Annotated in this window: 23 protein-coding genes and 1 pseudogene; 9 read left to right on the forward strand and 15 right to left on the reverse strand. The window is 72.1% G+C overall.

Going from position 1 to position 21,265, the window contains the following annotated elements; translation table 11 throughout:
* Positions 1 to 137: 137 nt before the first annotated feature.
* Positions 138 to 404 carry a 30S ribosomal protein S20 gene (rpsT, locus tag ACFYP0_RS14000; RefSeq protein WP_030491765.1) on the forward strand — a complete coding sequence of 89 codons (267 nt, stop codon included), beginning with the start codon at positions 138 to 140 and terminating at the stop codon, positions 402 to 404.
* 122 nt (positions 405 to 526) lie between these two features.
* On the opposite strand, the gene ACFYP0_RS14005 is transcribed toward rpsT, so the two are convergent.
* From ACFYP0_RS14005 to ACFYP0_RS14020, 4 genes are all read right to left on the reverse strand, one after another.
* The gene (locus ACFYP0_RS14005) at positions 527 to 949 is read right to left on the reverse strand and encodes a hypothetical protein (RefSeq protein WP_356979872.1); all 423 of its coding nucleotides are present in this window, start codon (positions 947 to 949) and stop codon (positions 527 to 529) included.
* Complete coding sequence (gene holA, locus ACFYP0_RS14010) at positions 946 to 1,926, reverse strand: DNA polymerase III subunit delta (RefSeq protein WP_356979874.1); 981 nt, start codon at positions 1,924 to 1,926, stop codon at positions 946 to 948. Before holA ends, ACFYP0_RS14005 begins: the two co-directional genes overlap by 4 nt.
* A gap of 148 nt (positions 1,927 to 2,074) precedes the next feature.
* The gene (locus ACFYP0_RS14015; RefSeq protein WP_386995977.1) at positions 2,075 to 4,534 is read right to left on the reverse strand and encodes a ComEC/Rec2 family competence protein; all 2,460 of its coding nucleotides are present in this window, start codon (positions 4,532 to 4,534) and stop codon (positions 2,075 to 2,077) included.
* Positions 4,531 to 5,370 carry a ComEA family DNA-binding protein gene (locus ACFYP0_RS14020; protein ID WP_356979878.1) on the reverse strand — a complete coding sequence of 280 codons (840 nt, stop codon included), beginning with the start codon at positions 5,368 to 5,370 and terminating at the stop codon, positions 4,531 to 4,533. Before ACFYP0_RS14020 ends, ACFYP0_RS14015 begins: the two co-directional genes overlap by 4 nt.
* A gap of 265 nt (positions 5,371 to 5,635) precedes the next feature.
* On the opposite strand from ACFYP0_RS14020, the pseudogene hemC reads away from it, so the two are divergent.
* A pseudogene (gene hemC, locus ACFYP0_RS14025) lies at positions 5,636 to 6,394 on the forward strand (hydroxymethylbilane synthase); the annotation flags it as partial.
* Between the two features lie 204 nt (positions 6,395 to 6,598).
* Here the strand turns inward: hemC and ACFYP0_RS14030 are convergent.
* Positions 6,599 to 6,973 carry a VOC family protein gene (locus ACFYP0_RS14030; protein WP_112604312.1) on the reverse strand — a complete coding sequence of 125 codons (375 nt, stop codon included), beginning with the start codon at positions 6,971 to 6,973 and terminating at the stop codon, positions 6,599 to 6,601.
* A gap of 228 nt (positions 6,974 to 7,201) precedes the next feature.
* Entirely contained in the window at positions 7,202 to 7,405 is a 204-nt protein-coding gene (locus tag ACFYP0_RS14035; protein ID WP_124861389.1) for a hypothetical protein, read from the reverse strand.
* Positions 7,406 to 7,655: 250 nt separating this feature from the next.
* Between ACFYP0_RS14035 and ACFYP0_RS14040 the strand changes: the two genes are divergently transcribed.
* Positions 7,656 to 7,877, forward strand: a complete 222-nt coding sequence (locus ACFYP0_RS14040; RefSeq protein ID WP_124861386.1) for a GntR family transcriptional regulator — start codon at positions 7,656 to 7,658, stop codon at positions 7,875 to 7,877.
* 20 nt (positions 7,878 to 7,897) lie between these two features.
* Here the strand turns inward: ACFYP0_RS14040 and ACFYP0_RS14045 are convergent, their stop codons facing one another.
* The 5 genes from ACFYP0_RS14045 to nadD form a co-directional block, all read right to left on the reverse strand.
* The gene (locus ACFYP0_RS14045) at positions 7,898 to 8,671 is read right to left on the reverse strand and encodes an SDR family NAD(P)-dependent oxidoreductase (RefSeq protein WP_124861383.1); all 774 of its coding nucleotides are present in this window, start codon (positions 8,669 to 8,671) and stop codon (positions 7,898 to 7,900) included.
* Positions 8,672 to 8,674: 3 nt separating this feature from the next.
* Complete coding sequence (locus ACFYP0_RS14050) at positions 8,675 to 9,529, reverse strand: DegV family protein (protein ID WP_124861380.1); 855 nt, start codon at positions 9,527 to 9,529, stop codon at positions 8,675 to 8,677.
* Positions 9,530 to 9,577: 48 nt separating this feature from the next.
* Entirely contained in the window at positions 9,578 to 10,207 is a 630-nt protein-coding gene (locus tag ACFYP0_RS14055; RefSeq protein WP_124861378.1) for a histidine phosphatase family protein, read from the reverse strand.
* Positions 10,204 to 10,611: a ribosome silencing factor gene (rsfS, locus tag ACFYP0_RS14060; protein ID WP_124861375.1), complete on the reverse strand. Its 408-nt coding sequence runs from the start codon at positions 10,609 to 10,611 to the stop codon at positions 10,204 to 10,206. The genes ACFYP0_RS14055 and rsfS overlap by 4 nt, the downstream gene beginning before the upstream one ends.
* A 110-nt stretch (positions 10,612 to 10,721) precedes the next feature.
* On the reverse strand, positions 10,722 to 11,318 hold the full coding sequence (gene nadD / locus ACFYP0_RS14065) for a nicotinate-nucleotide adenylyltransferase (RefSeq protein WP_091409875.1): 597 nt from the start codon (positions 11,316 to 11,318) through the stop codon (positions 10,722 to 10,724).
* Positions 11,319 to 11,678: 360 nt separating this feature from the next.
* Between nadD and ACFYP0_RS14070 the strand changes: the two genes are divergently transcribed.
* Together ACFYP0_RS14070 and ACFYP0_RS14075 are read left to right on the forward strand one after the other, a co-directional pair.
* On the forward strand, positions 11,679 to 12,422 hold the full coding sequence (locus ACFYP0_RS14070; RefSeq protein ID WP_124861372.1) for a PadR family transcriptional regulator: 744 nt from the start codon (positions 11,679 to 11,681) through the stop codon (positions 12,420 to 12,422).
* 219 nt (positions 12,423 to 12,641) lie between these two features.
* Complete coding sequence (locus tag ACFYP0_RS14075; protein ID WP_356979883.1) at positions 12,642 to 13,847, forward strand: FAD-dependent oxidoreductase; 1,206 nt, start codon at positions 12,642 to 12,644, stop codon at positions 13,845 to 13,847.
* Between the two features lie 104 nt (positions 13,848 to 13,951).
* Here the strand turns inward: ACFYP0_RS14075 and pepN are convergent, their stop codons facing one another.
* Positions 13,952 to 16,468, reverse strand: coding sequence for an aminopeptidase N (gene pepN / locus ACFYP0_RS14080; protein ID WP_386995983.1), 2,517 nt, complete (start codon positions 16,466 to 16,468; stop codon positions 13,952 to 13,954).
* Between the two features lie 69 nt (positions 16,469 to 16,537).
* Here pepN and ACFYP0_RS14085 point away from each other — a divergent pair, with 69 nt between their 5' ends.
* The gene (locus ACFYP0_RS14085) at positions 16,538 to 16,756 is read left to right on the forward strand and encodes a DUF397 domain-containing protein (protein ID WP_124817462.1); all 219 of its coding nucleotides are present in this window, start codon (positions 16,538 to 16,540) and stop codon (positions 16,754 to 16,756) included.
* A gap of 120 nt (positions 16,757 to 16,876) precedes the next feature.
* Here the strand turns inward: ACFYP0_RS14085 and ACFYP0_RS14090 are convergent, their stop codons facing one another.
* Positions 16,877 to 17,278 (reverse strand): hypothetical protein, encoded by a 402-nt coding sequence (locus ACFYP0_RS14090; protein WP_112620973.1) that lies wholly within the window; start codon positions 17,276 to 17,278, stop codon positions 16,877 to 16,879.
* A gap of 147 nt (positions 17,279 to 17,425) precedes the next feature.
* Here ACFYP0_RS14090 and ACFYP0_RS14095 point away from each other — a divergent pair, with 147 nt between their 5' ends.
* The 3 genes from ACFYP0_RS14095 to ACFYP0_RS14105 all read left to right on the forward strand — a co-directional run bounded on the left by ACFYP0_RS14095 (position 17,426) and on the right by ACFYP0_RS14105 (position 19,998).
* Positions 17,426 to 18,673, forward strand: coding sequence for a cytochrome P450 (locus ACFYP0_RS14095; protein WP_386995986.1), 1,248 nt, complete (start codon positions 17,426 to 17,428; stop codon positions 18,671 to 18,673).
* Between the two features lie 244 nt (positions 18,674 to 18,917).
* Positions 18,918 to 19,199, forward strand: coding sequence for a hypothetical protein (locus ACFYP0_RS14100; RefSeq protein ID WP_386995989.1), 282 nt, complete (start codon positions 18,918 to 18,920; stop codon positions 19,197 to 19,199).
* A 19-nt stretch (positions 19,200 to 19,218) separates the two neighbouring features.
* Positions 19,219 to 19,998 (forward strand): glycosyltransferase family 2 protein, encoded by a 780-nt coding sequence (locus ACFYP0_RS14105; RefSeq protein WP_386995992.1) that lies wholly within the window; start codon positions 19,219 to 19,221, stop codon positions 19,996 to 19,998.
* A 170-nt stretch (positions 19,999 to 20,168) separates the two neighbouring features.
* Here the strand turns inward: ACFYP0_RS14105 and ACFYP0_RS14110 are convergent, their stop codons facing one another.
* Entirely contained in the window at positions 20,169 to 20,786 is a 618-nt protein-coding gene (locus ACFYP0_RS14110) for a DUF3618 domain-containing protein (RefSeq protein ID WP_124858240.1), read from the reverse strand.
* Entirely contained in the window at positions 20,783 to 21,250 is a 468-nt protein-coding gene (locus ACFYP0_RS14115; protein ID WP_124858238.1) for a phage holin family protein, read from the reverse strand. The genes ACFYP0_RS14110 and ACFYP0_RS14115 overlap by 4 nt, the downstream gene beginning before the upstream one ends.
* Positions 21,251 to 21,265 lie beyond the last annotated feature (15 nt).

Consider the following 21,265-nt stretch of genomic DNA (forward strand, 5'->3'; position numbering starts at 1 on the left):
TCCGTCCGCGCGAAGGCCGAGCCGTTTTGGCTCGTCCCCGGCGACCTGGTAACCTGGCTCTTCGCGCAGCGATGACGCACGTTCGTCATCACGCGCAATAAGCTGACCAACCCGAGCTATCAAGACGAGGCTGTCGCGTGGCGAACATCAAGTCCCAGATCAAGCGCAACCGGCAGAACGAGAAGGCCCGGCTGCGCAACAAGTCGGTCAAGTCGTCGCTGAAGACCGCCGTCCGGAAGTTCCACGAGGCTGCCGAGGCCGGTGACGTCGAGAAGGCGACCGCGCTCATGCTGGACGCCTCGCGCAAGCTGGACAAGGCCGTCAGCAAGGGCGTGATCCACTCCAACCAGGCCGCGAACCGCAAGTCCGCGATCGCGAAGCGCGTGGTGTCGCTCTCCGCCTGACGACTTCACCGTCAGACTGATTCGGAAAACCCCGGGCCCCAGGCCCGGGGTTTCCGTGTGTCCAGAGGTCGGCCGTTTCTGTCCGGGCCGGCCGTTCTGCGCCGGCCCCGACGGGTCGGCGCTCAGTCTGACGGGTTGGCCCGCCGGGGCGGTGGCACCGTGTCGGCGGTGATCACCACGCCGGGCACGCTGTGTGAGATCCACTCCACCCGGGCTCGGCCGACCACCGGCTCCATCTGCCGGCGAAACCGGTCCCGTTCCTGCTCGGGCACGAGCGCGGCGGAGCGGACCACGATCGCGGCCACCATGTCGTTGAGCTTCACCATGGCGGCCACCACGACCGGCAACACCAGCACCGCCCACCAGCTGACCAACTCGGCGAGGGCGAGCAGCACCGCCAGGGCGATGGCACCCTCGAAGAAGAGGAAGCACAGCACGCCGCCGGGGTTGACGAACCGCAGGCCGAGGAGCCGTGCGTAGAGCGGCCGGTAACGCTCCTCGTCCACGGGAATGGTGGCCCACGCCGGGCGGTTCGCCCCCGTCACCTGGTGCTGCCCTGCCGGGCCGCCGCGACCGAGAAGACCGCGCGCTCCAGGGCGTACGCCCGGTCGTCGGAGCCGCCCTTGACGGCCGCGTTGCACTCGGCGGCGACCTGCATGGCCCGGACCAGGCCCTCCGGTGTCCAGCCCCGCCCCTGCCGCTGTGCCCGCTCGATCTTCCAGGCGGGCATTCCGAGGTTGCTGGCGAGCTGGTACGGACTACCTCGCCCGGCCGACGCCACCCGGGCCACAGTGCGCACTCCGTCGGCCAGGGCGTCGGCGATGGGCACCGGGTCGACCCCGACGTGCAGGGCCCAGCGCAGTGCCTCAAGCGCCGCCGGCACGTCGCCGACCATGGTGGCGTCCGCCACCGTGAAGCCGGTCACCTCGACCCGGCCCCGGTAGTAACGGGAGACCGTCTCGGCGCTGATCCGCCCATCGGTGTCCGCGACCAGTTGGGAGCAGGCGGCGGCCAGCTCACGCATGTCGTTGCCGACCGCGGCGATGAGCGCCTCGGCGGCGTCGTCGGTGCACTTTCCGCCGGCCCGGCGGATCTCGTCGCGAACGAAGGCCACCCGGTCACGGTGCCCCTTGAGCTTGACGGCCGGGACCACCGTCGCGCCGGCCGCCCGTAGACCGTCGGCGAACGCCTTGCCCTTGGCACCGCCCAGGTGCACCACCAGCAGCTGGACCTCCGGGTCAGGATTCTTCGCGTACGCCAACAGCGCGGCGACCAGGTCCTTGCGGGCGTCCTGGCCGGAACGCAGGATCAGCAGCCGCTGCCCGCCGAACAGCGAGGGGCTGAGCATCTCGGCGATCTCGCCGACGGTCAGCGCACTGGCCTGGTACTCGCGGACGTCCACCTCGGGGTCGACACTGCGAACCTTCGCGACAGCTTCGGTGACCGCGCGCGTGGCGAGCAGTTCCTCGTCACCGAGGACGAGCAGAATGGGTGCGAGGCTGGCGGGGGTCACGCCGCCCATATTCGCACGGCCTGCGGCGGGATCGTGCCTGCTCATTCGCTGCTTGATCGGCGCAGCCCGCACACAGCGCAAATCCAGACATCCAACTCAATTCCCCATTTAATCTGCAAGTCGCCCGATTAATCAGAGGCCCGTCGGCCCACGGGGTTCAGGGCTGGCGGCCCGCGGGCACACCTCGACGGGCTACCGCCAGACCGTCGCCCGTTCGGACCACCGCCACGTCGCCGTCCGTGTCGGTACGCAGCACCCGTACGCCGCCCCTGCCCAGTTGGGCGAGCAGCCCCGGACTCGGGTGCCCGTAGGTGTTGCCGGTGCCCACCGGCACGAGCGCCACTGTCGGCCGCACCGCGTCGAGGAAGCCCTGGTCCTGATACGCCGACCCGTGGTGCGCGACCTTCAACACGTCCGCCCGTAACTGGCCGGGGGCCGCCCGCGCCAGCATCGCGTGCTGTTCCTCGGTCTCGGCGTCGCCGGCCAACACGATCCGTACCCCGGCCACGGTGGCGCGCAGCACCAGCGAGTTGTTGTTCGGGTCGGACCTGGTCCCGGCCAGCGGGTACGGCGGGCCGAGCACCAGCAGGTCGACCCCGCCCACGGGGTGGCGAGCGCCGGCCACGGTGGTCAGCAGTGCGGCCCGCCCGCCGTTGGCCGCAGCCCGAACCAGGTCCCGACCGCTCTCCGGGTCGGTGGACGAAGGCGTCAGCACGGCACCCACCCGCCGCCCCCGGAACACCCCGGCCACCCCGCCCACGTGGTCCGCGTGGAAGTGACTTATCACCAGCAGGGGCACCTCCCGTACGCCGAGCCGACGCAGGCAACCGTCCACCGCACCCGGTTCCGGCCCGGCGTCCACCACCACGGCCCGGCCGGGGTCGACCGGGAGCACCAGGGCGTCGCCCTGCCCCACCGCGCAGGCCACCACCACCCACCCGGCGGGCGGCCAGCCGGCGGCCAGCAGCCGAACCGGCAGGGCACCCAGCACGGCGGCGACCCCAACCACCGCCACCAGCCGGCGTACGAGTGGCCGGCGCGCCGCAATCAGCAGCGCGACAGTCAGCCCGGTCAGCAGCAGGGCACCGGGCACCCCGCCCGGCCAGGGCAGGGTTCCACCTGGCAGCCGAGCACCCTGGCGGGCGATGACCACCAGCCACCAGGCCGGCCAACTCGCCAGCCACGCGACGAACTCGGCACCGGCCGGCCAGATCGGCGACACCATGGCCGCCAGCACGCCCAGCACGGTCGCTGGCGCGATGGCCGGCACCGCCAGCAGGTTCGCCGGCACCGCCACCAGACTCACCGTGCCGGAGATCCCGGCGACGACCGGGCCGCAGGCAAGTTGGGCAGCCGCCGGCACGGCCAGCGCCTCGGCCAGCCCAGGCGGGACGCCTCGCCGACGCAATCCGTCCCGCCACCGTGGCGCGAGCAGCAGCAGGCCGCCGGTGGCCAGCACGGAGAGAGCGAACCCGGGATCTCCGGCCAGCTCGGGATCGACGAGCACCAGCACGGTCACGGCGGCGGCCAACGCGGGAAGCGCCGCCCGAGGTCGACCGGCGGCGAGCGCGGCGAGCCCGATCGCTCCCATCGTGGCTGCCCGTACGACGCTCGGCGATGGGCGGACCAGGATGACGAACCCCACCAGCGCCACCCCACACAGCGCGGCGGCGAGCCACGGACCAGCGCGCGACCACCGGGCCAGCAACAGCACCGCACCCACCACGATCGCGACGTTGGAGCCGGAGACCGCGTTGAGGTGGGTCATCCCGGTGGCCTGGAAGTCGGCCTCGACGGCGGGTGGCAGTCGGCTGGTGTCACCCACCACCAGACCGGGCAGCAGCCCACCGGGATCGTCGGGCAGCGGCGCGCAGGCCCGTTGCAGGCCGGTACGCAGCGTCCCGGCGGCGCGCTGCGCCCAAGACGGCGCGCCGTGCCGTTCCGGTGGGCCGTTGGTGCTGAGCACCGCCGAGGTGAGGTCGCCGCCGCGCGAAACGCCGAGCCGGCCGTCAACGGTGAGGCGCTGCCCGGGAAGGAGGCCCCGCCACGCCGGGTCGGTGGCCAGGACGAGCAGCCGCACCGACGCGTGGATCCGTCGACCATCCGGGCCGGTGAGCCGGACCAGCTCGGACGACACCAGCAGCATCCCCGGCCGCCCGGCGCTCCGGATCGGGCGCGGATCGTCCCGGACGACCAGGTCGGCGGTGATCGGAGCGCGTTGCTCGGCGAGGGCGCGGATCGCCGGCGCGTCGCGAACGGCGAGTCGGGCGGCGGTGGCCGCACCAGCGCAGACCACTCCGAGGCCGACCGCCACGGCCACCCACCCGTAGCGCCGCACCACGGCTCGGGGACTGCCGAGGCGGCCGAGCAGGTGCGCGGCACCAATTGCCGTCAGACCGGCCACCGTGCCGGCCACCAGCAGCGTGGTGCGGCTGCCGAGGTGCAGGCCGGCGAGCGCCGTGAGCCAGGCCGCCACGGCGAGCCCAGCCAGTCGCAGATCCGGCGGCTCCGGCCGGGCCCGGCCGGCCGACGGCGCGGGCTGCGCCGGCCCGGCCGGCAACCGGGGCTGGGGCCGGCCGACCGGTGGTGGGTCTGCGGCGACGGCGGAGTCGCTCATACCGTCACCAGATCCTTGAGCTGCTCGTAACGGGCATCGCCGATCCCGTCGACCTGGCGTAGGTCGCCAACGGACTTGAACCCGCCGTGCTGATCCCGATGGGTGAGGATCCGTTGGGCGAGCACCGGCCCCACCCCGGGCAGCGCGTCGAGCTGCGCCAGTGTCGCGGTGTTGAGGTTCAGCGGCCCGGCGGCGGGAGCCGCACCGCCCGCCGCAGGCCCGGCCACACCACCCGGCACCGGCGGTGGCGTCACCCCGACCACGATCAGCTCGCCGTCGGTGACCTTGCGGGCGGGGTTGAGCAGCGCCACGTCGACCCCCGGGAGCGCGCCACCGGCCGCCTGCACCGCGTCGGCGAGCCTGGATCCGGCCGGCAGGCGTACCAGACCGGGTTTTCGGACCTTGCCCGCGACCGCCACCACCACCTCGCCGGAGCTGGACACGCTGGGGTCACCCACAGCCGGCGCGGCCGACACCGTGTTGCCGGCCAGCGGGGCGACCGGCTCCGCCTGCGGCCGGGCCTGCCAGGCCCAACCTGCCGCACCCACGACCACCACCACGGCGACCACCGCCAACGCCCGCACACCCCGCCGCCCGGGGTCGAACGCCCCCGGCCCGGGCAACCGTGACTCGGGCGGGAGCGCAAGGCCGTCCGATGCCAACTCCGCGACCAGCTCGGCGGGCTTTGAGGACAGCACGGCCGCGGGCTGCGCCCCGACCAGGGACGACGGGGGTACGCCCGTGAGCGGCGCCTCCGGCCGGGGCGGCGGCGCGGTAGCCGCCTCCGTCAGCCGGCGCAGGCGCTGGCGTACCTCTGTCTCCTCGTCGTGCGACACAGCGCGACGCTATGGCGGCGGCCGGGACGGTGGAGGGTGACGGGCGCTGTCCTGTGGACAACCACCGGCACTGTGGACAACGCCCCGATCATGCTCCGATCTGCTATGCGGGGTCGAACTACGGCGCCTGGCCTGGGCGGCGGGTCTGGTCGCGGACGCCGGCAGCGAGCGGACTACCCTCGCCGGTATGTCCGACTCCCGCCTGCTGCGCATCGGCACCCGCAACTCTCCGATGGCTCTCGCCCAGGTCGAGCGGGTCCGCGCGATGCTCGCCGATCGGCACCCCGAGGTCACGGTGGACGTGCTGTCGATGTCGACAAGCGGGGACCGCTGGCACGGTGACCTGGCCGCCCTGGGCGGCAAGGAGGCGTTCACCAAGGAGGTGGACGCCGCCCTGGTCGCCGGGGATGTGGACCTGGTGGTGCACTGCGTCAAGGACGTCCCCGGAGACCGGCCGGCGCCAGCCGGCACCGTGATGGCCGCCTACCTGGCCCGTGACGATGTCCGGGACTGCCTCGTGCACCCGGGCGGGCTGCGGATCGACCAGCTGCCCCCCGGCACCCGGATCGGCACCTCCGCCGTCCGGCGGGTGGCGCAACTGGCGCTGCACTGGCCGAACCTGGTGCCGGTGGCCATCCGTGGCAACGCGAACAGCAGGCTCGCCAAACTCGACGCCGGGGACAGGTACGACGCGCTGCTGCTCGCGTTCTCCGGGCTGGAGCGGATCGGGCAGGCCGCCCGCATCACCCACCCGATCGACGTCGACACGATGGTCCCCGCCGTCGGCTCCGGCACCCTGGTCCTGCAATGCCGGGAAGACGACACCAGCACCCGTGACCTGGCAGTCAGCCTCGGCGACCCACGGGCCTGGCGGGAGACCGTGGCGGAACGGACCATGCTGCACATCCTGCAAGGGAACTGTCACTCCCCCATCGCTGCGCTTGCCCGCACCGAATCCGACGGACGCCTCGGCCTACGGGCGAGGGTGATCAGCGTCGACGCTAAGACCGTGCTCGACGTACACGAGTGGGCGGCGGATCCGATCACCCTCGGGACCTCCGTCGCCGCCGCCCTGCTCCGGCAGGGGCGCCCGCGACCTCCTCGACCTGTCCGCGCACCCCTGAGATCCCCTACGCCCGGGCGAGAGCGCGGACCCCCCGACCCACGAGGCTCAGCAGCGAGGCTGACGGCCGGTGGGACAACCCTGCCCCACCGGCCGACAGGCCTGCTACAGGTACGGCCGGGTGATGATCTCGATCGCGTGGCCGGCCGGGTCGAAGAAGTAGAAGCCCCGGCCACCGTGCTCGGTGTTGGTCTCCCCCTCCCGCTTCAGCTGCGGGTCGGCCCAGTACGTGATGCCCCGCCCCTCGACGAACGCCAGGCACCGCACGAACAACTCGTCGTCGACGAGGAACGCGTAGTGCTGCATCTGGATGTCCACCGGCGGCTCGGCGAACTGGAGCAGCACGCCCTCATCCAGCTGGACGTTGGCAAACGGCCCCCACGATGGCGCCTCCGGCAGCTCGAACAGCTCCCGGTAGAACGCGGCCGAGGCGCTCTTGTCCTTGCTGGCGATGATGGTGTGGTTGAACGTGACTGTCATCCGTACCGTCTTCTTCCCGGTCGATCCGAAGACCCGACCGGAGGCCCCACAGCGTTCACCCAGCCACGCAGATGACGAAGCCCCGAGGGCACCGACGCCCCGGATCCCGCACGAGAGACGCGTACATCGCATCGATCTCGGCGTGGTGGCTGAAGTAGCCAGAACCTCCGGGGGTAGGCCCATCTGGGGCGCGCACGGAGGCTAACACAGCGGCGGGGGCAGGATCATTCACCGTTTCTGGAGCATGACCGAGGCGACTTCTGCCATGAGCGCCAACGCCCAGTCGAGTTGTCGGCAGTCGCTGTGTCCTCGGCACTCCAGGCACCCGCCCGCGCGCCACGGCCGGTCGAGCGCCCGGGTCCAGTGAGCATCCAGCACCCGCTTGGCCATGAACAGTTCGGTCGCCGTGGACACCGGTTCATCGATTGGCATGTTCGGCGCCTCCGCGCGATCCGAAGTAGCCCGCCCTGGGGGCCGAAGCCTTGCGATGCGCTCCCTCAGGGCGGGCAGACCGGATACCTCAGGAGTGCTGAAGTCCAGGAGCACCCGGCCACTGTCTCACTGTATCCACTGTCTCAGTGTAGTCAAGTTCTCACTATCTCCACTTTGCCGCGTTGCCGCCTTGTCCCGATCACGCCCGGGCTGGAAACATGATCTCCGCTGAAGTCCGGGAGAGCCGCTCATGCCGACGAGACCACCGCACTACCGCCGCGTTGCGGATGACATCGAGCAGAAGATCCGCGCGGGCGAATACTTGCCTGGCCAACAACTGCCGTCGGTGTCCGAGATCGGCGAGCTGTACAACGTGGCACGCTCAACGGCCTATCGAGCCGTCAAGGAGCTGCACGAGCGGAACCTGATTTACGGTCAGCAGGGCCAGGGCGTCTTCGTCGCCGACAGCTAGAAACCGAGTGATCTAGGTGGTCAGCGGGCCTCTGGGTCGAGGCCGAGTACGGCCCGTCCGCCGTCCACCGGCAGCGTCACCCCGTTGACGAAACTCGCCGCGGGCGACAACAGGTACGCGACCGCCTCGGCAACCTCCTCGGCCCGCCCGATGCGACCCACCGGGTGCAGCCGGGTCAGCTCGGCGTCGATCCACTGGGCCTGGCTGGGCTCCTGCGCGGCGAGGAATTCGGCGTGCCGGTCGGTGGCGATCGAGCCGAGCGCGACCGCGTTGGCGCGGATGCCGTGCCGCCCGTACTCGACGGCCAGCGCCCGGGTGAGCCCTTCCACGGCGGCCTTCGCCGTCGCGTACGGCAGGGCACCAGACACCGGTCGGCGGGCCTGGTGCGACGAGACGTTGACGATCGCGCCGCCGGCGGCGCGGGCCAGGAAGCGGCGGACGGCGACCGCGGCGCCCACCACGGCCGGGCGCAGATTCAACCCGATCAGCTCCAGCACCGTGTCGGCCGACGCGGAGTGCAGCGTGGCGTCGCGGAACACCGCTGCGTTGTTCACCCAGCCGGTCAGCGGCGCGGCCCGGTCCGCCAGCTCGGCGGCGCGCTCGGCCACCTGCTCGTCGGCGGCGTCGCCGACCACCGCGACGAGCCGATCGGAGGCCGGATGGTCGGCCAACCAGTCGACCGCGTCGGCGTCGCGTTCCAGTACGACGATGGTGGCGCCGGTCGCCAGCAGCCGTTCCACCACGGCCCGGCCGACACCGCGACCGCCTCCGGTCACCACGCACGACGTGGGCACGGCTCAGCCCTCCGGTCGGCGGTGGACGACCACACAGGCCAGGCCGGGCCCGGCGTGCGCGGCGACGACCGCACCCGCCTCGGAGACGTACGTGTCGTGCAGCCGGTCACCGAACCGCTCGGTCAGCGCGGCGCGCAACGCCTCGGCTCGTTGCGGTGCAGCCAGGTGGTGCACCCCGAGATCCACGTCGTCGCCGTCGGCCGCCTCGACGGCCAGGTCCACGAGACGGGCCACTCCCCGGCTGGCGGTGCGGACCTTCTCCCGCAGCACGATCGCCCCGTCCGGCATGTGCATGATCGGCTTGACGGACAGCGCGGTGCCGACCAACGCCTCGGCCGCGTTGATCCGGCCGCCCCGGCGCAGGAACTCCAGCGTGTCGACGTAGAACCAGACGGTGGTGCGGGCGATGGCGGCGAGCGCCGCGTCGCGTACAGCGGCAAGGTCGGCGCCAGCCTCGGCGGCGGTGGCGGCGGCGATGGCCGGAAAGCCCAGCCCCATGCCCGCCGAGCGGCTGTCCACGACCTCGACCCGGCCGTCCAGGTCGGCGGCGGCGAGCCGGGCGGCCTCCACCGTGCCGGACAGCGCGGCGGAGATGTGCACCGAGACGATCCCGTCGGCGCCGTCGTCGAGCAGTCGGCGGTACGTCCGGGCGAACTGCTCGGGCGCTGGGCGGGAGGTGGTCGCGGTGACCCGGCGGGCGCTCAGCGCCAGGGTGGCGTCGGCCGGCTGGGTCTCCACCCCCTCCAGCCCTTCCGCGCCGTTGAGCACGACGGTCAACGGCACGACGGTCAGCCGGTGCGCCTGCACCAGCTCGGACGGAAGGTAGGCGGTGGAGTCGATGACAACCGCGACGGGCATGCCCGGCACGCTAGCCGATCGAGGCCGGGAACGCCGAGGCGCGAGTGCTCAGACCGCGTCGACGGCGACCGGGGCGGTGATCAAACCGACGTTGTGCGCCCGCAACTGCCATCCGCGGACATCGTCGTGGCGCAGCTCGGTCCAGTGGCAGTTGGCCAGCGAACCGACGGTGCGCAGCACGGCAGTGTCCCAACCGAGCAGGTGACCGATGCCCTGCCGGGAGCCGCCACCGTGAGTGGCGATCACCACGGTGCCGCCCGGGGCCGCGTCGGCTGCCTCCCGTAGCGCGGCACCGACCCGCTCACCGAGGACGTGCAGGGGCTCCAGATCCGTGCCCGGGTCGGGGTCGCCGGCCCGCCAGCGCGCGTACTCCTCGGGGAAACGCTCGGCGACCTCGGTGAGGTGCAGACCCTGCCACTGGCCGAAGTGCCGCTCGCGCAGCCGGGCGTCGGTGCGTACCGGTAGGCCCGTCAGCGCGGCGAGCGCGGCGGCGGTGTCGGCGGCGCGGCTGAGGTCGCTGGCCACGATGGCGTCGGGCCGCAGCCCCGCAAGCAGCGGGGCGGCGGCGCGGGCCTGGTCGCGGCCAAGCTCGTTGAGGGGTACGTCGGTCTGCCCCTGGACGCGGTTGGCGGCGTTCCAGTCGGTGTTGCCGTGCCGCCAGACGATCAGTCGGGTCATTCGGCGGTGGCGGACCCGCTGGCGTCGGCCTCGACCAGGTCGCGATCGACGAACGGGATGGTGGGGCAGTCCTTCCAGAGGCGGTCGAGCCCGTAGAACTCGCGCTCCTCGGTGTGCTGGACGTGCACCACGATGTCGACGTAGTCGAGCAGCACCCAGCGGCCACCACGCTCGCCCTCGCGCCGCACCGGCTTCGCCTTCTCCGGCAGCTCCAGCAGGCTCTCCTCGATGGCGTCGACGATGGCCAGCACCTGACGCTCGTTGGGGGCAGCGGCGAGCACGAACGCGTCGGTGATGGCGAGCTGGTCGCCGACGTCGATGATCGTGATGTCCTGCGCCTTCTTGTCAGCGGCGGCCTGGGCGGCCGCGATAGCCAGCTCGTGAGCGCGTTCGGAAACTGTCACCGTTCTCCTTCGATCAAGCGTGCGATCCTCCAAGCGTCTCATACCCGGCGGCACCCCGATCGGCCAGTTCTGGTCGGTTAGCGCCACGAACCTGGGCATAACGGGTGCGCTCAGCGTTGATAGAGGCTCCGCTTGGCGATGTACTGCACCACACCGTCGGGCACCAAATACCAGACCGGCTCACCTCTGGCGACCCGAGCACGACAATCTGTCGACGAAATGGACATCGCGGGCACCTGGATCAGACTGACGGTATCCGCCGGAAGGTGCTTGTCACTCAGCGGGAAACCGGGCCGGGTCACGCCGATGAAATGGGCCAGCTCGAAGATCTCGTCCAGGTCCTTCCAGGACAGGATGCGTTGCAGGGCGTCCGCGCCGGTGATGAAGAACAGCTGCACCTTCGGGCCGTACTCGGCGTGCAGGTCACGCAGCGTGTCGACGGTGTAGGTCGGCCCACTGCGGTCGATGTCGACCCGGCTCACCTGGAAGCGCGGGTTGGAAGCGGTGGCGATCACTGTCATCAGGTACCGGTCCTCGGCCGGGCTGACCGGCTCGTCGGCCTTCTGCCAGGGCTGTCCAGTGGGCACGAAGACCACCTCGTCCAGGCCGAACCGGTCCGCCACCTCGCTGGCCGCGACGAGGTGCCCGTGGTGGATCGGGTCGAAGGTGCCACCCATGATCCCGATCCGCCGGATATCTTCCTCCACCCAATGATCGTAGGCCGAGCGTCGTGGCCGACCGCCCCGGCCCAGCACCGCCGTACGTCACTCCGCTCCGGCCGTGACCCAGCGCGCCGCGACCACCCGACGCCCCGCGGTGATCGACTCGGATCGGCGCGGCAATCGACTCGGCCCCGCGCGGTGATCGACTCGGCTGGCGGGCCGTGATCGACTCGACTTCCTGAAAGTCGGCCCTTCCCGGAGACCCGGACACCGCGAGTTCAAGAAAGCCGAGTCGATCAAGGGAGGGGCGCCGCACGCAGGGCGCGCCGCCCACAGGGGTCGCAGCAATCCGCCCGTCGGCGTATATTCGTCGACGAGTAACCGGCCACGAGCGAGGGGGTCATCGTGCCGAAGCGGCGCAAGGTCGGCAATCTGCTGGCGCTGGCCGTGCTGTCCGCCCTGGTCCAGCGGCCGATGCACCCGTACGAGATCGCCACCGCACTGCGCGCCTGGGGCAAGGACCAGGACATGGAGTTCAAGTGGGGGTCCTTCTACACGGTGATCGGCAACCTGGACAAACACCACCTGATCGAGGCGGTGGAAAGCGTGCGCGAGGGCCGACGCCCGGAACGCACCGTCTACCGGATCACCAACGCTGGGCGGGCGGAGCTGGTCGACTGGGCCCGCGAGCTGGTCTCCACCCCGATGGCGGAGCATCCCCGTTTCCGGGCCGGGTTGTCCGTGCTCGCCGCGTTGCACCCGGACGAGGCCACCGACCTGCTGCGGCAACGGCTTGATCTGCTGGAGGCCGCGATCCGCCAGGACCGCGAAGCGCTCGACGCGTACCTGCGGGAGATCCCGCGACTGTTCCTGGTCGAGTCGGAGTACGACCTCGCCATGCGGGACGCGGAGGCGGCCTGGCTGCGGGCGCTGCTCGCCGAGCTGACCTCGGGCAGTTACCCCGGGTTGGACACCTGGCGGACCTTCCACGAGACCGGCGAGATGCCGGCCGAGCTGACCGAGTTGGCCCAGAGAAGCAGCACCCCGAAGGCCAACTCCGACACCCCAACCACCCACACTCCGGAGGCCAGACCCGACAGCGCCGAACGCCCCGACAGCAGCAGCCGGAGAGCCGACACCACCGGCTGAAGAGCGGCCCCGGCGAGGTGCGCCAACACCTCACCGGGGCCCTGACCCCGAACCGACGCCTGGGAAGGCACCCGGCCCGAAGCGGCAACCATGAGGATAACCGGGCTCCCTCCCAGGTCCGCGCGCACGCGCACCGACCACACAAGGTCCGCGCGCCCGCGCACCGACCGCACCAGGTCCGCGCGCACGCGCACCGACGACCACACCCAGGGAGAGAGCATGACCACGGTACGAACCGCGATCGTCATCGGCGGTGGCATCGCCGGGCCGGTGACAGCGCTCGCGCTGCGCCGCGCCGGCATCACCGCAACCGTCTACGAGGCGTACCCGACCACGGCCAGCGGCATCGGCGGCACCCTCGCCCTCGCGCCCAACGGAGTGGCGGCTCTGCGTACGGTCGGCGCGCACGAGGCGGTGACGGCGATCGCCACACCGATCGACCGCAGCGCTCTGACCGTCGGCCGCCGCCGCATCGACATGCCCACGCTGACCGGGGTGCCACCGCTGCACGTGGTGCACCGGGCCGAGCTGTACCAGGTGCTGCACGACCAGGCATTCGCCGAGGGCGTGCCGTTCGCGTACGGCAAGCGGCTGGTCCACGCCGAGCAGACCGGCGACGGCGTGACCGCACGCTTCGAGGACGGCAGCACGGCGACCGCCGACATCCTCGTCGGCGCGGACGGGATCCGCTCCACGGTCCGGGGTCTCATCGACCCGGCCGCGCCCGGGCCCCGGTTCACCGGGCTGCTCGGCGTCGAGGCGGTCGCCCGGCACGAGGTGGACGCCGAGCCGGGCACGATGACGTTCGCGTTCGGTCGGCGCGGCTACTACCTGTACTGGCCGGAGCCCGGCGGCGGCACCCGGTGGGGGGCCAACCTGCCGCAGGAGCGGCCGATGAGCCTCGTCGAGGCCCGGGCGGTGCCGGCGGAGCAGTGGCTGGACACGCTGCGCGCCACCTACGGCGACGACGACCCGGGCCGGGAGTTGGCGGCGACCAGCAACGCCGACGACCTCCAGGTCGTCGGGTCGTTGCAGATCATGCCGCCCGTGCCGCACTGGTATCGGGACCGGATGGTGTTGGTCGGCGACGCGGCGCACGCACCGTCGAACAGTTCGGGGCAGGGCGCGTCGTTGGCCATCGAGAGCGGGGTGCAACTCGCCCGCTGCCTGCGTGACCTGCCGGACGTCCAGGCGGCGTTCGCCGCGTACGTGCGGCTGCGTCGTACCCGGGTGGAGAAGGTCGCGGCCCGCGCGGCCCGGATCAACCAAGCGAAGGCCCCCGGTGCGGTCGCGCGGACGCTGATGCCGTTGCTGATGCCGCTCATGGTGCGCACGGTGCTGGACCCGGAGAAGACCGTCGCCGACGAGCAGCGCTACGTCATTGACTGGGACGCGCCGGTCACGGCCGAGCCCGCCCTGCGCTGAGCTGTGGCTGCGGGGTGGCCGGCCAGCCACCCCGCAGCGGCGAGCCCGCGCCGAGCCAGCCCGCGCCGGGCCAGCCCACGGTGTCAGGCCGCGCTGCTCTGCGGTCAGGCCGAGGCGGCGGCCACCGCCGTCCGGGCGACCAGCGCGCGACGCAGGTCGTCGTCGGCGTCGGTCACCACCCGGCGCAGGCCGGGGGTCAGGTCGTCGCGGGCCAGCAGCGCTGCGGCCGCCTCCCGGGTGGGCTGCGCCACGGCGTAGCGGGGGAACGCCAGGGCGGCCACCCGGTCGGCCGTCCAGGGGGTACGCCGGTGCGCGGCGGCCGGCATCTCCGCGAAGTACCGATCGACGTACGCAGCGGTCAGGTCGGCCTGCTCGGGCTGCCAGAACCCCTCGGTGATCGCCTCGAGCAGCCGACCGGACAGCTCGGTGTCCCGCAGGATGATCTCCCAGGTCGCCTGCTTTGTCACCGGGTCGGGCAGGGCGGCCCGGCAGTGGGCGGCCCGTTCCGCGCCCGTGGAGCTGTTGTCGGCGGCGGCCTCGATGGCGATCTCCGACTCGCCGGCGGCGCCGAGCACCACCAGGCGACGCAGCACCGCCCAGCGCAGCTCCGCATCGACCTTCAGGCCGGCCGGCACGTCCCGGCCGGCGAGCCAACCGACGAGCAGATCAGCGTCGGTGGTCGCAGCGATCCAACCCCGCGCGGCGGCGAGCTGCAACGACTCACCGGCCGGCGCGCCGTCGAGCAGCCGCTGGCACGCCCTCGCGACCCTGGCCAGCGCCGCGGTGCGGGTCAGCGGGTCGAGGTAGCGGTCGACCAGGGACCGGCTGAGTGTCAGCACGTCCTCCGCGATGATCACCTCGGTCTCGGTGGGCAGCGCGGCGGCCATCAGGTCGACCAGACCGGTGACCGGCCGCTCGCCGTCGGTCACCGCGTCCAGTGCCTCGCGCCAGAGCACCGCCCGGGCCAGTGGGTCGGTCAGACCGGGCAGCACCTGCGGAACGGCGTCCGCCGACGCCGGGTCGAGGCGTACCTTCGCGAAGGTGAGGTCACCGTCGTTGAGCAGCAACAACCGGGCCGCCGGCTCGCCGGTCAACGCACCGAGCACGGTGCGGCCTCCGTCGGCGTTCGGGTCGATGTCCACCTCGTCGCGCCGCCCGGTGCCGTCCATCGAGTAGCGGCCCACGCCGATCCGGTGTGGGCGCAGCACCGGGTACGACTCGGGCGCGGTCTGCACCACTGCCACCTCGGTGTAGCGACCGTCCGCGTCGACGGCGACCTCGGCACGCAGCGTGTTGACCTGCGGGCGGCGCAACCACAGCTCGGCCCAGTCGGACAGGTCCCGTCCGCTGCTGGCGGAGAGGCTGGCCAGCAGGTCGGCGAGGGTGGCGTTGCCGAAACGGTGTGCTGCGAAGTGCGCGTTCAGGCCGGCGAGGAACGCCTCGTCGCCGAGCCACGCGACCAGCTGACGCAGCACGCTGGCGCCCTTGGCGTACGAGATGCCGTCGAAGTTGAGCAGGCCCGCCTCGGCGTCGACGACCTCCTGCGGAGCGATCGGGTGGGTGGAGGGCCGCTGGTCGGCGGCGTAACCCCAGGCCTTGCGCCGCATGGCGAAGGTGGTCCAGGCCTGATCGAAGCGGGTCGCCTCGGCGGTGACCCGGGTGCCGAGGTACTCGGCGAAGGACTCGTTCAACCACAGGTCGTCCCACCAGCGCATGGTGACCAGGTCACCGAACCACATGTGGGCCATCTCGTGGGCGATGGTGCCGGCCCGCTGCTCGCGCTGGGTGTCGGTGACCGCTGAACGGAACACGTAGTCGTCGCGGAAGGTGACCAGGCCCGGGTTCTCCATCGCGCCGCCGTTGAACTCGGGCACGAACGCCTGGTCGTACTTGCCGAACGGGTAGCGTTCGGTGAAGAGCTGGTGGAACCGGTCCAGGCACTGCCGGGTGATGGTGAAGATCTCCTCGGCGTCGGCGTCCAGGTGGTCGGCGAGCGACCGGCGGCAGTAGATGCCCAGCGGTATGCCGTCGTGCTCGGCCCGCCGGACGTGGTACGGCCCGGCGATCAGCGAGAAGAAGTACGTGGCCAGGGGCGCGCTCGGGGCGAACTCCCAGCGCCCGGGGGCCGGGTTGGCGGCCAGCTCGGCGTTGCCGGCGACGATCCACTGCTGCGGCGCGGTGACCGTGAGGGTGACCGGGGCCTTGAGGTCGGGTTGGTCGAAGGCGGCGAAGATGCGCGGCGCGTTGTCGAGGAAGGACTCGGCGTAGAGGTAGGTCTCGCCGTCGGCCGGGTCGACGAAGCGGTGCATCCCCTCCCCCGTCTTGGAGTACGCCATCTCGGCCTCGACGACGAGGGTGTTCTCCTCGGCCAGGTCGTCGAGCGGCAGCCGGTTGTCGGTGAGCAGGCCGGGGTCCAGGTCGCGGTCGTTGAGGCGTACACCGCGCAGTGTGGTGGGCCTGACCTCGACGAAGGTCGCGGCGCCGGCGGTGGCCCGAAACCGGATCTGGGCGCGGGAGCGGAACACGTCGCCGTCACCGGTCAGGTCGAGGTCCACCTGATAGGACTCGACGGTAATCGCCGCGCCACGCGCGGTCGCCTCTACACGGGTCAGGCTCGGCATCCGCTTATCCTGCCCGATGGGGATCGGCACTCGGTCACCACACGACCCTCGGCACTGGAGGAAAGAACCATGGCGCAGCACCCCAAGGGCGACTTCGACCTCTCTCGGGCGGTCTGGCAGCGAGCCGAGGGGGACACATCCGACAGCGCCGTCGAGGTCGCCTTCGTCGACGACCTGATCGGGATGCGCAACTCGGCCGAGCCGAACGGGCCGGTGCTGGTCTTCACCCAGGCCGAGTGGGACGCCTTCGTGGCCGGTGCGCAGGACGGCGAGTTCGACCTGGACTGACCGTGCCCGCCGACCCGTCGGTGATGGCTCGCCGTGCCGGTGCCCGTGGTCGGGACACCGGCACTGCCACGCTGGCGGGTCGGCCGGCGCACTCCCGGATCGGCCACCCGGGGCTGGTGGTCAACCATCGCCGGGGCCGTCGCCGTCGCCCCAGCCGAGGCCACCCGGGCCCGGGGCGTGGTGGAAGCCCGGATGGTCGGCCACGTCGACGCAGCGTTCGCCGTCCGGGCCGACCGCGCCGCAGAACAGCCGCTCGGCCCGCTGCCAGGCGTCCGCCGGTGACAGGGCCGCCGCACCGAGTGCCACCTCCGAGCGGAGCAGGCTCAGCGCCTCCGCGTACGCCACGGCCAGCTCGCGGGCCTCGGCCGGGCCGGGCGCGGTGAAGCCCAGGTGCACGGTGAAGAAGCGGTGCGGACGGGTGGGCCGCCGCGGCGGACCGATCAGTGACCGCCCGTCGCGGCCCCCGCCGAGTGCCCCGGCCGCTCGCCGCTGCCGCCAGTGCGGTGATCTGTTGTCGCGCATTCCGCCCTCCCCGTGCTCGTCCCACCAGCAGCAAACCAGGTTCCGCCGCCCCTGGGAGGGGCCAGCCGGGCGGGGGTTCAGCGGCGTGGACGGGGGTAAGCGCACCGGCAAACGGCGACCAGCCGGACCTGCGCGTGAGGAGACCCGATGGCGACCATGCCGGCCGACCGCAGCCCGGACAGCACCCTCGCGCTGCTCCGCGCCGGTTACCGGTTCGTCGGCGAACGCTGCGAGCGGTACGGCAGCGATGTCTTCAAGACCCGAATCCTGCTCGCCCCGACCATCTGCCTGCGCGGCCGGCCGGCGGCGGAGCTGTTCTACGACAACGACCGCTTCGAACGCGCCACGGCGATGCCGCTGCGGGTGCAGCGAACCCTGACCGGGCGGGGCGGGGTGCAGGGGCTGGACGGGCCGGAGCACTTTGACCGCAAGGCCATGTTCATGTCGATCATGACACCGGCGGCGATCCATCGGCTCGGTCAGCTCTTCGACGACGAGTGGCGGACCCGGGTCGCCGCCTGGGAGGGCGCCGGCCCGGTGTCGCTCTACGACGACCTGGGCCGAATGCTCACCCGGGTGGTCCACGCCTGGGCCGGGGTGCCGCTGCCCGCGTCGCAGGTCGAGCGCCGCGCCGTCGAGCTGCACGCCATGATCGAGGCTCCGGCCGTGCTGGGACCCCGGCACTGGAGGGGACGGCTGGCCCGGTACCGCGCCGAACGCCGGCTCGCCGACCTCATCGAACGGACCCGGGTCGGTTTCGCGCCGGCGCCGGCCGGTAGCGCCCTCGCCGTGATCGCCGAACACCGGGACGCGCGCGGCAACCTCCTCCCCCGGCGGATCGCGGCGGTGGAGCTTCTCAACGTGCTGCGCCCGGTGGTCGCCGTCGACCAGTACATGACCTTCGCCGCGCTCGCCCTGCGCGACCATCCCGCCTGGCGGGACCAGGTCCGTGACGACGACGAGGCCACCGCGCACTTCGTCCAGGAAGTACGCCGCTACTACCCGTTCTTTCCGATCGCGGCGGCCCGGGTCCGGCGGTCCTTCGACTGGCAGGGCCACCACTTTCCGCGAGGCCGACGGGTGCTGCTCGACCTCTACGGGACCAACCACCACCCGACGCTCTGGCCGCAACCGGAGCTGTTTCGCCCGGAGAGGTTCGCCGGCCGCCGGGTGGACCCGTTCGAGCTGATCCCGCAGGGCGGCGGCGACCACTGGGCCGGGCACCGCTGCGCCGGCGAGTGGATCACCATCGACCTGATGAAGCGGGCGGTCACCAACCTCGTCACCACCATGCGCTACGACGTACCCGTCCAGGACCTGGCCCTGGATCTGCACCGGATGCCCGCGCTGCCGCCCCTCGGGCTGACAATCACCAACGTCCGCCGCGCCGGCTGACCCGCCCCGCCGATCGCAGCGACCGGCGAGGCGGGTACCCCCAGCCGTCAGGGATGCAGCGCCCACCTGGTTCCGTTGTCGGTCATCACGTCTATCTCCTCCACCCGGACGACCGGGCATGGACAGCTCTTGAGGGCAGCGCTACCCGGGGTCCGGCAGTCGAAACGACCCGCTGTTTGATCGACGGAAATGCGGGCAGATGCTGCTCAACACCGACCGCGACCCTGTCCGCCCCGGAGTTGCCATGTCCTCGTTCAGCCCTACTGGAGACGCCCGGTGCGCCACCCGCCGGTGGGAGGTCGAGCACGAGGGCGCCGGCAGGTCGCCGGTCCGCCTACCGATGACGTACGTGCTCCCGCTGCGCTGGCACACCGACACCGGCCTGGCCGAGCTGACCGACTACCTGCGCTGGCTCGGTCACCGGGTCGAGATACTCGTGGTCGACGGCTCCCCCTCCGGACCTCTTCGCCCGACACGCCGAGGCGTGGCGAGGGCTGGTCCGGCACCTCCCACCGGATCCGGGTGAGCGTGGGCTCAACGGCAAGGTGCTGGGCGTACACACCGGCGTCCGCGCGGCCGGCCACGAGCACGTGGTGATCGCCGACGACGACGTCCGGTACGACGAGTCCGCGCTGACCGCGGCGCACCGGCTACTGGGCCGGGTCGACCTGGTACGACCGCAGAACTACTTCGACCCGCTGCCCTGGCACGCCTGGTGGGACACCGGCCGCACGCTGCTCAACCGGGCGCTCGGGGCGGACTACCCGGGCACCCTTGCCGTGCGGCGCAGCACCTTCCTCGCCATGGGCGGGTACGACCCGAACGTGCTCTTCGAGAACCTGGAGCTGATCCGCACGGTGCGCGGGTACGGCGGCACCGAGGCCACCCCAGCCTGGCTGTACGTCCGCCGACTGCCTCCGGACGCCGCGCATTTCCGTGGTCAACGGGTCCGTCAGGCGTACGACGATCTGGCTCAGCCGGCTCGCCTGCTGACCGCGCTCGCGGTGCTGCCGGCGCTGGCGGCGGCGGTCGCGTCGCGCCGCCCCAGGCTGCTGCTCGGCGCGGCGGCCGGTGTCGTCGCCCTGGCCGAGACGGGTCGCCGCCGCGCCGGCGGCACCCGGGTGTTCCCGCCGGCCACGGCACTGGCGGCCCCGCTCTGGCTGCTGGAACGCGGTGTGTGCGGCTGGCTCGCGGTGGCCCAACGCCTCGTGCTGGGCGGCGTCAGCTACGGCGACACCCGAATCCGCCGAGCCGCCAACCCCGCCCCGCGCAACCCACGGATCCGCGCGATCTTGCACTTCCGGTCGTGGCGAGACCGACCGTAGACCCACAGAACGCCAGCCGAAACCGCTCTGCACCCGCCCGCGCACCACGCACGGTCCGTAACTGGCGCGTGGGCGGGTGCAGAGCAAAGCAAGGTCGGCCCCCTTCAACGCGACAGCTCGCGGGCACCCGAGGGCGGCCGCGAGCTGTCGCGTTGGTTCTGCGGGTGGGGTCAGGGGGTGGCCTGGTCCTTGACGTGGTGCGCGGCGGACTTCGTGTCGTCCTTGACCGCGTGCACGGCGTCCTGGGCGGTGGACTTCACCGACTCGGCGGCCTGCTGGGCCGGCTCGCGCAGCTCGCTGGCCACCTCGCTCAGCTTCTCCTTCACGGCCCCACTGTGCTCGCTGACCTTGGCCTTCACCTGGGTGGCGGCCTGCTGCTCGCGGCGGGAGGCCGGGATCAGCGACGAGGCCAACCAGCCGACCCCGAACGCGACCAGACCGGCGGCGAGCGGGTTGCCCTGGGACTTCTGCCGGATCACCCGCGGGGCGCTGTGCGCGGCGTCGCTGACAGTGGTCGCCGCCGAGTGCGCGGCGTCGCTGACGCTGGAGGCCGCCGACGAGGCGCGGTCACCCACCGAATGGGCGGCCTGGCCGGTGCCGTGGCCGAGGTCAGACGCGGTTCCCATGACCTTGTCCCTCACATTCTGCAGAGCGGAGCGGGCCCGCTGCTTACGGTCGTCGACGATGCGGCTGGGGCTCACCTTGTACGCCAGCGCATCCACATCGGAGCTGAGGCTGTTACGGGTTGCTTCGATCTCCCGGCGGATCTGATCGGGATCGGTGCTCATCGGGTGACTCCCTCCGGGTGCGGCTTGAGCGCGTCGGGGATCCGCTGCACGCTGTCGTTGGTCTGCTTGAGCCCGCGTACGTGCTGGGCGTTCTTCTTGGCCTTCGAGTAGAGAACCGCGGCGACCACGGCCCAGATCACGGCCACGATCAGCGCGGCCAGTCCGGAGTCCATGACGTTGTCCAGGAACTGCCAGACGGCGATGGACACGAAGAGGGCCACCATGTAGCCGCCGAAGCCGGCACCGCCGAAGAGGCCCGCCGCCTTGCCGGCCTTCTTGCCCTCCTGGCGGATCTCAGCCTTGGCCAGCTCGACCTCCTGACGCATCAGCGTCGACAGGTCGGTGGTGACCTGACGCATCAGGTCACCCAGCGAGCTGCCCTTCACCTCCGCCGCGGTGTGCGGGGCACCCGCGTCGGGGTGGTAACCGGAGTCCAGTCCGGACCCCTGCGTCGGCATGCTCATGCCGTCGCCTCCCTT

It is taken from the genome of Micromonospora arida, assembly GCF_042873195.1.
Taxonomy (GTDB): Bacteria; Actinomycetota; Actinomycetes; order Mycobacteriales; family Micromonosporaceae; genus Micromonospora; species Micromonospora arida.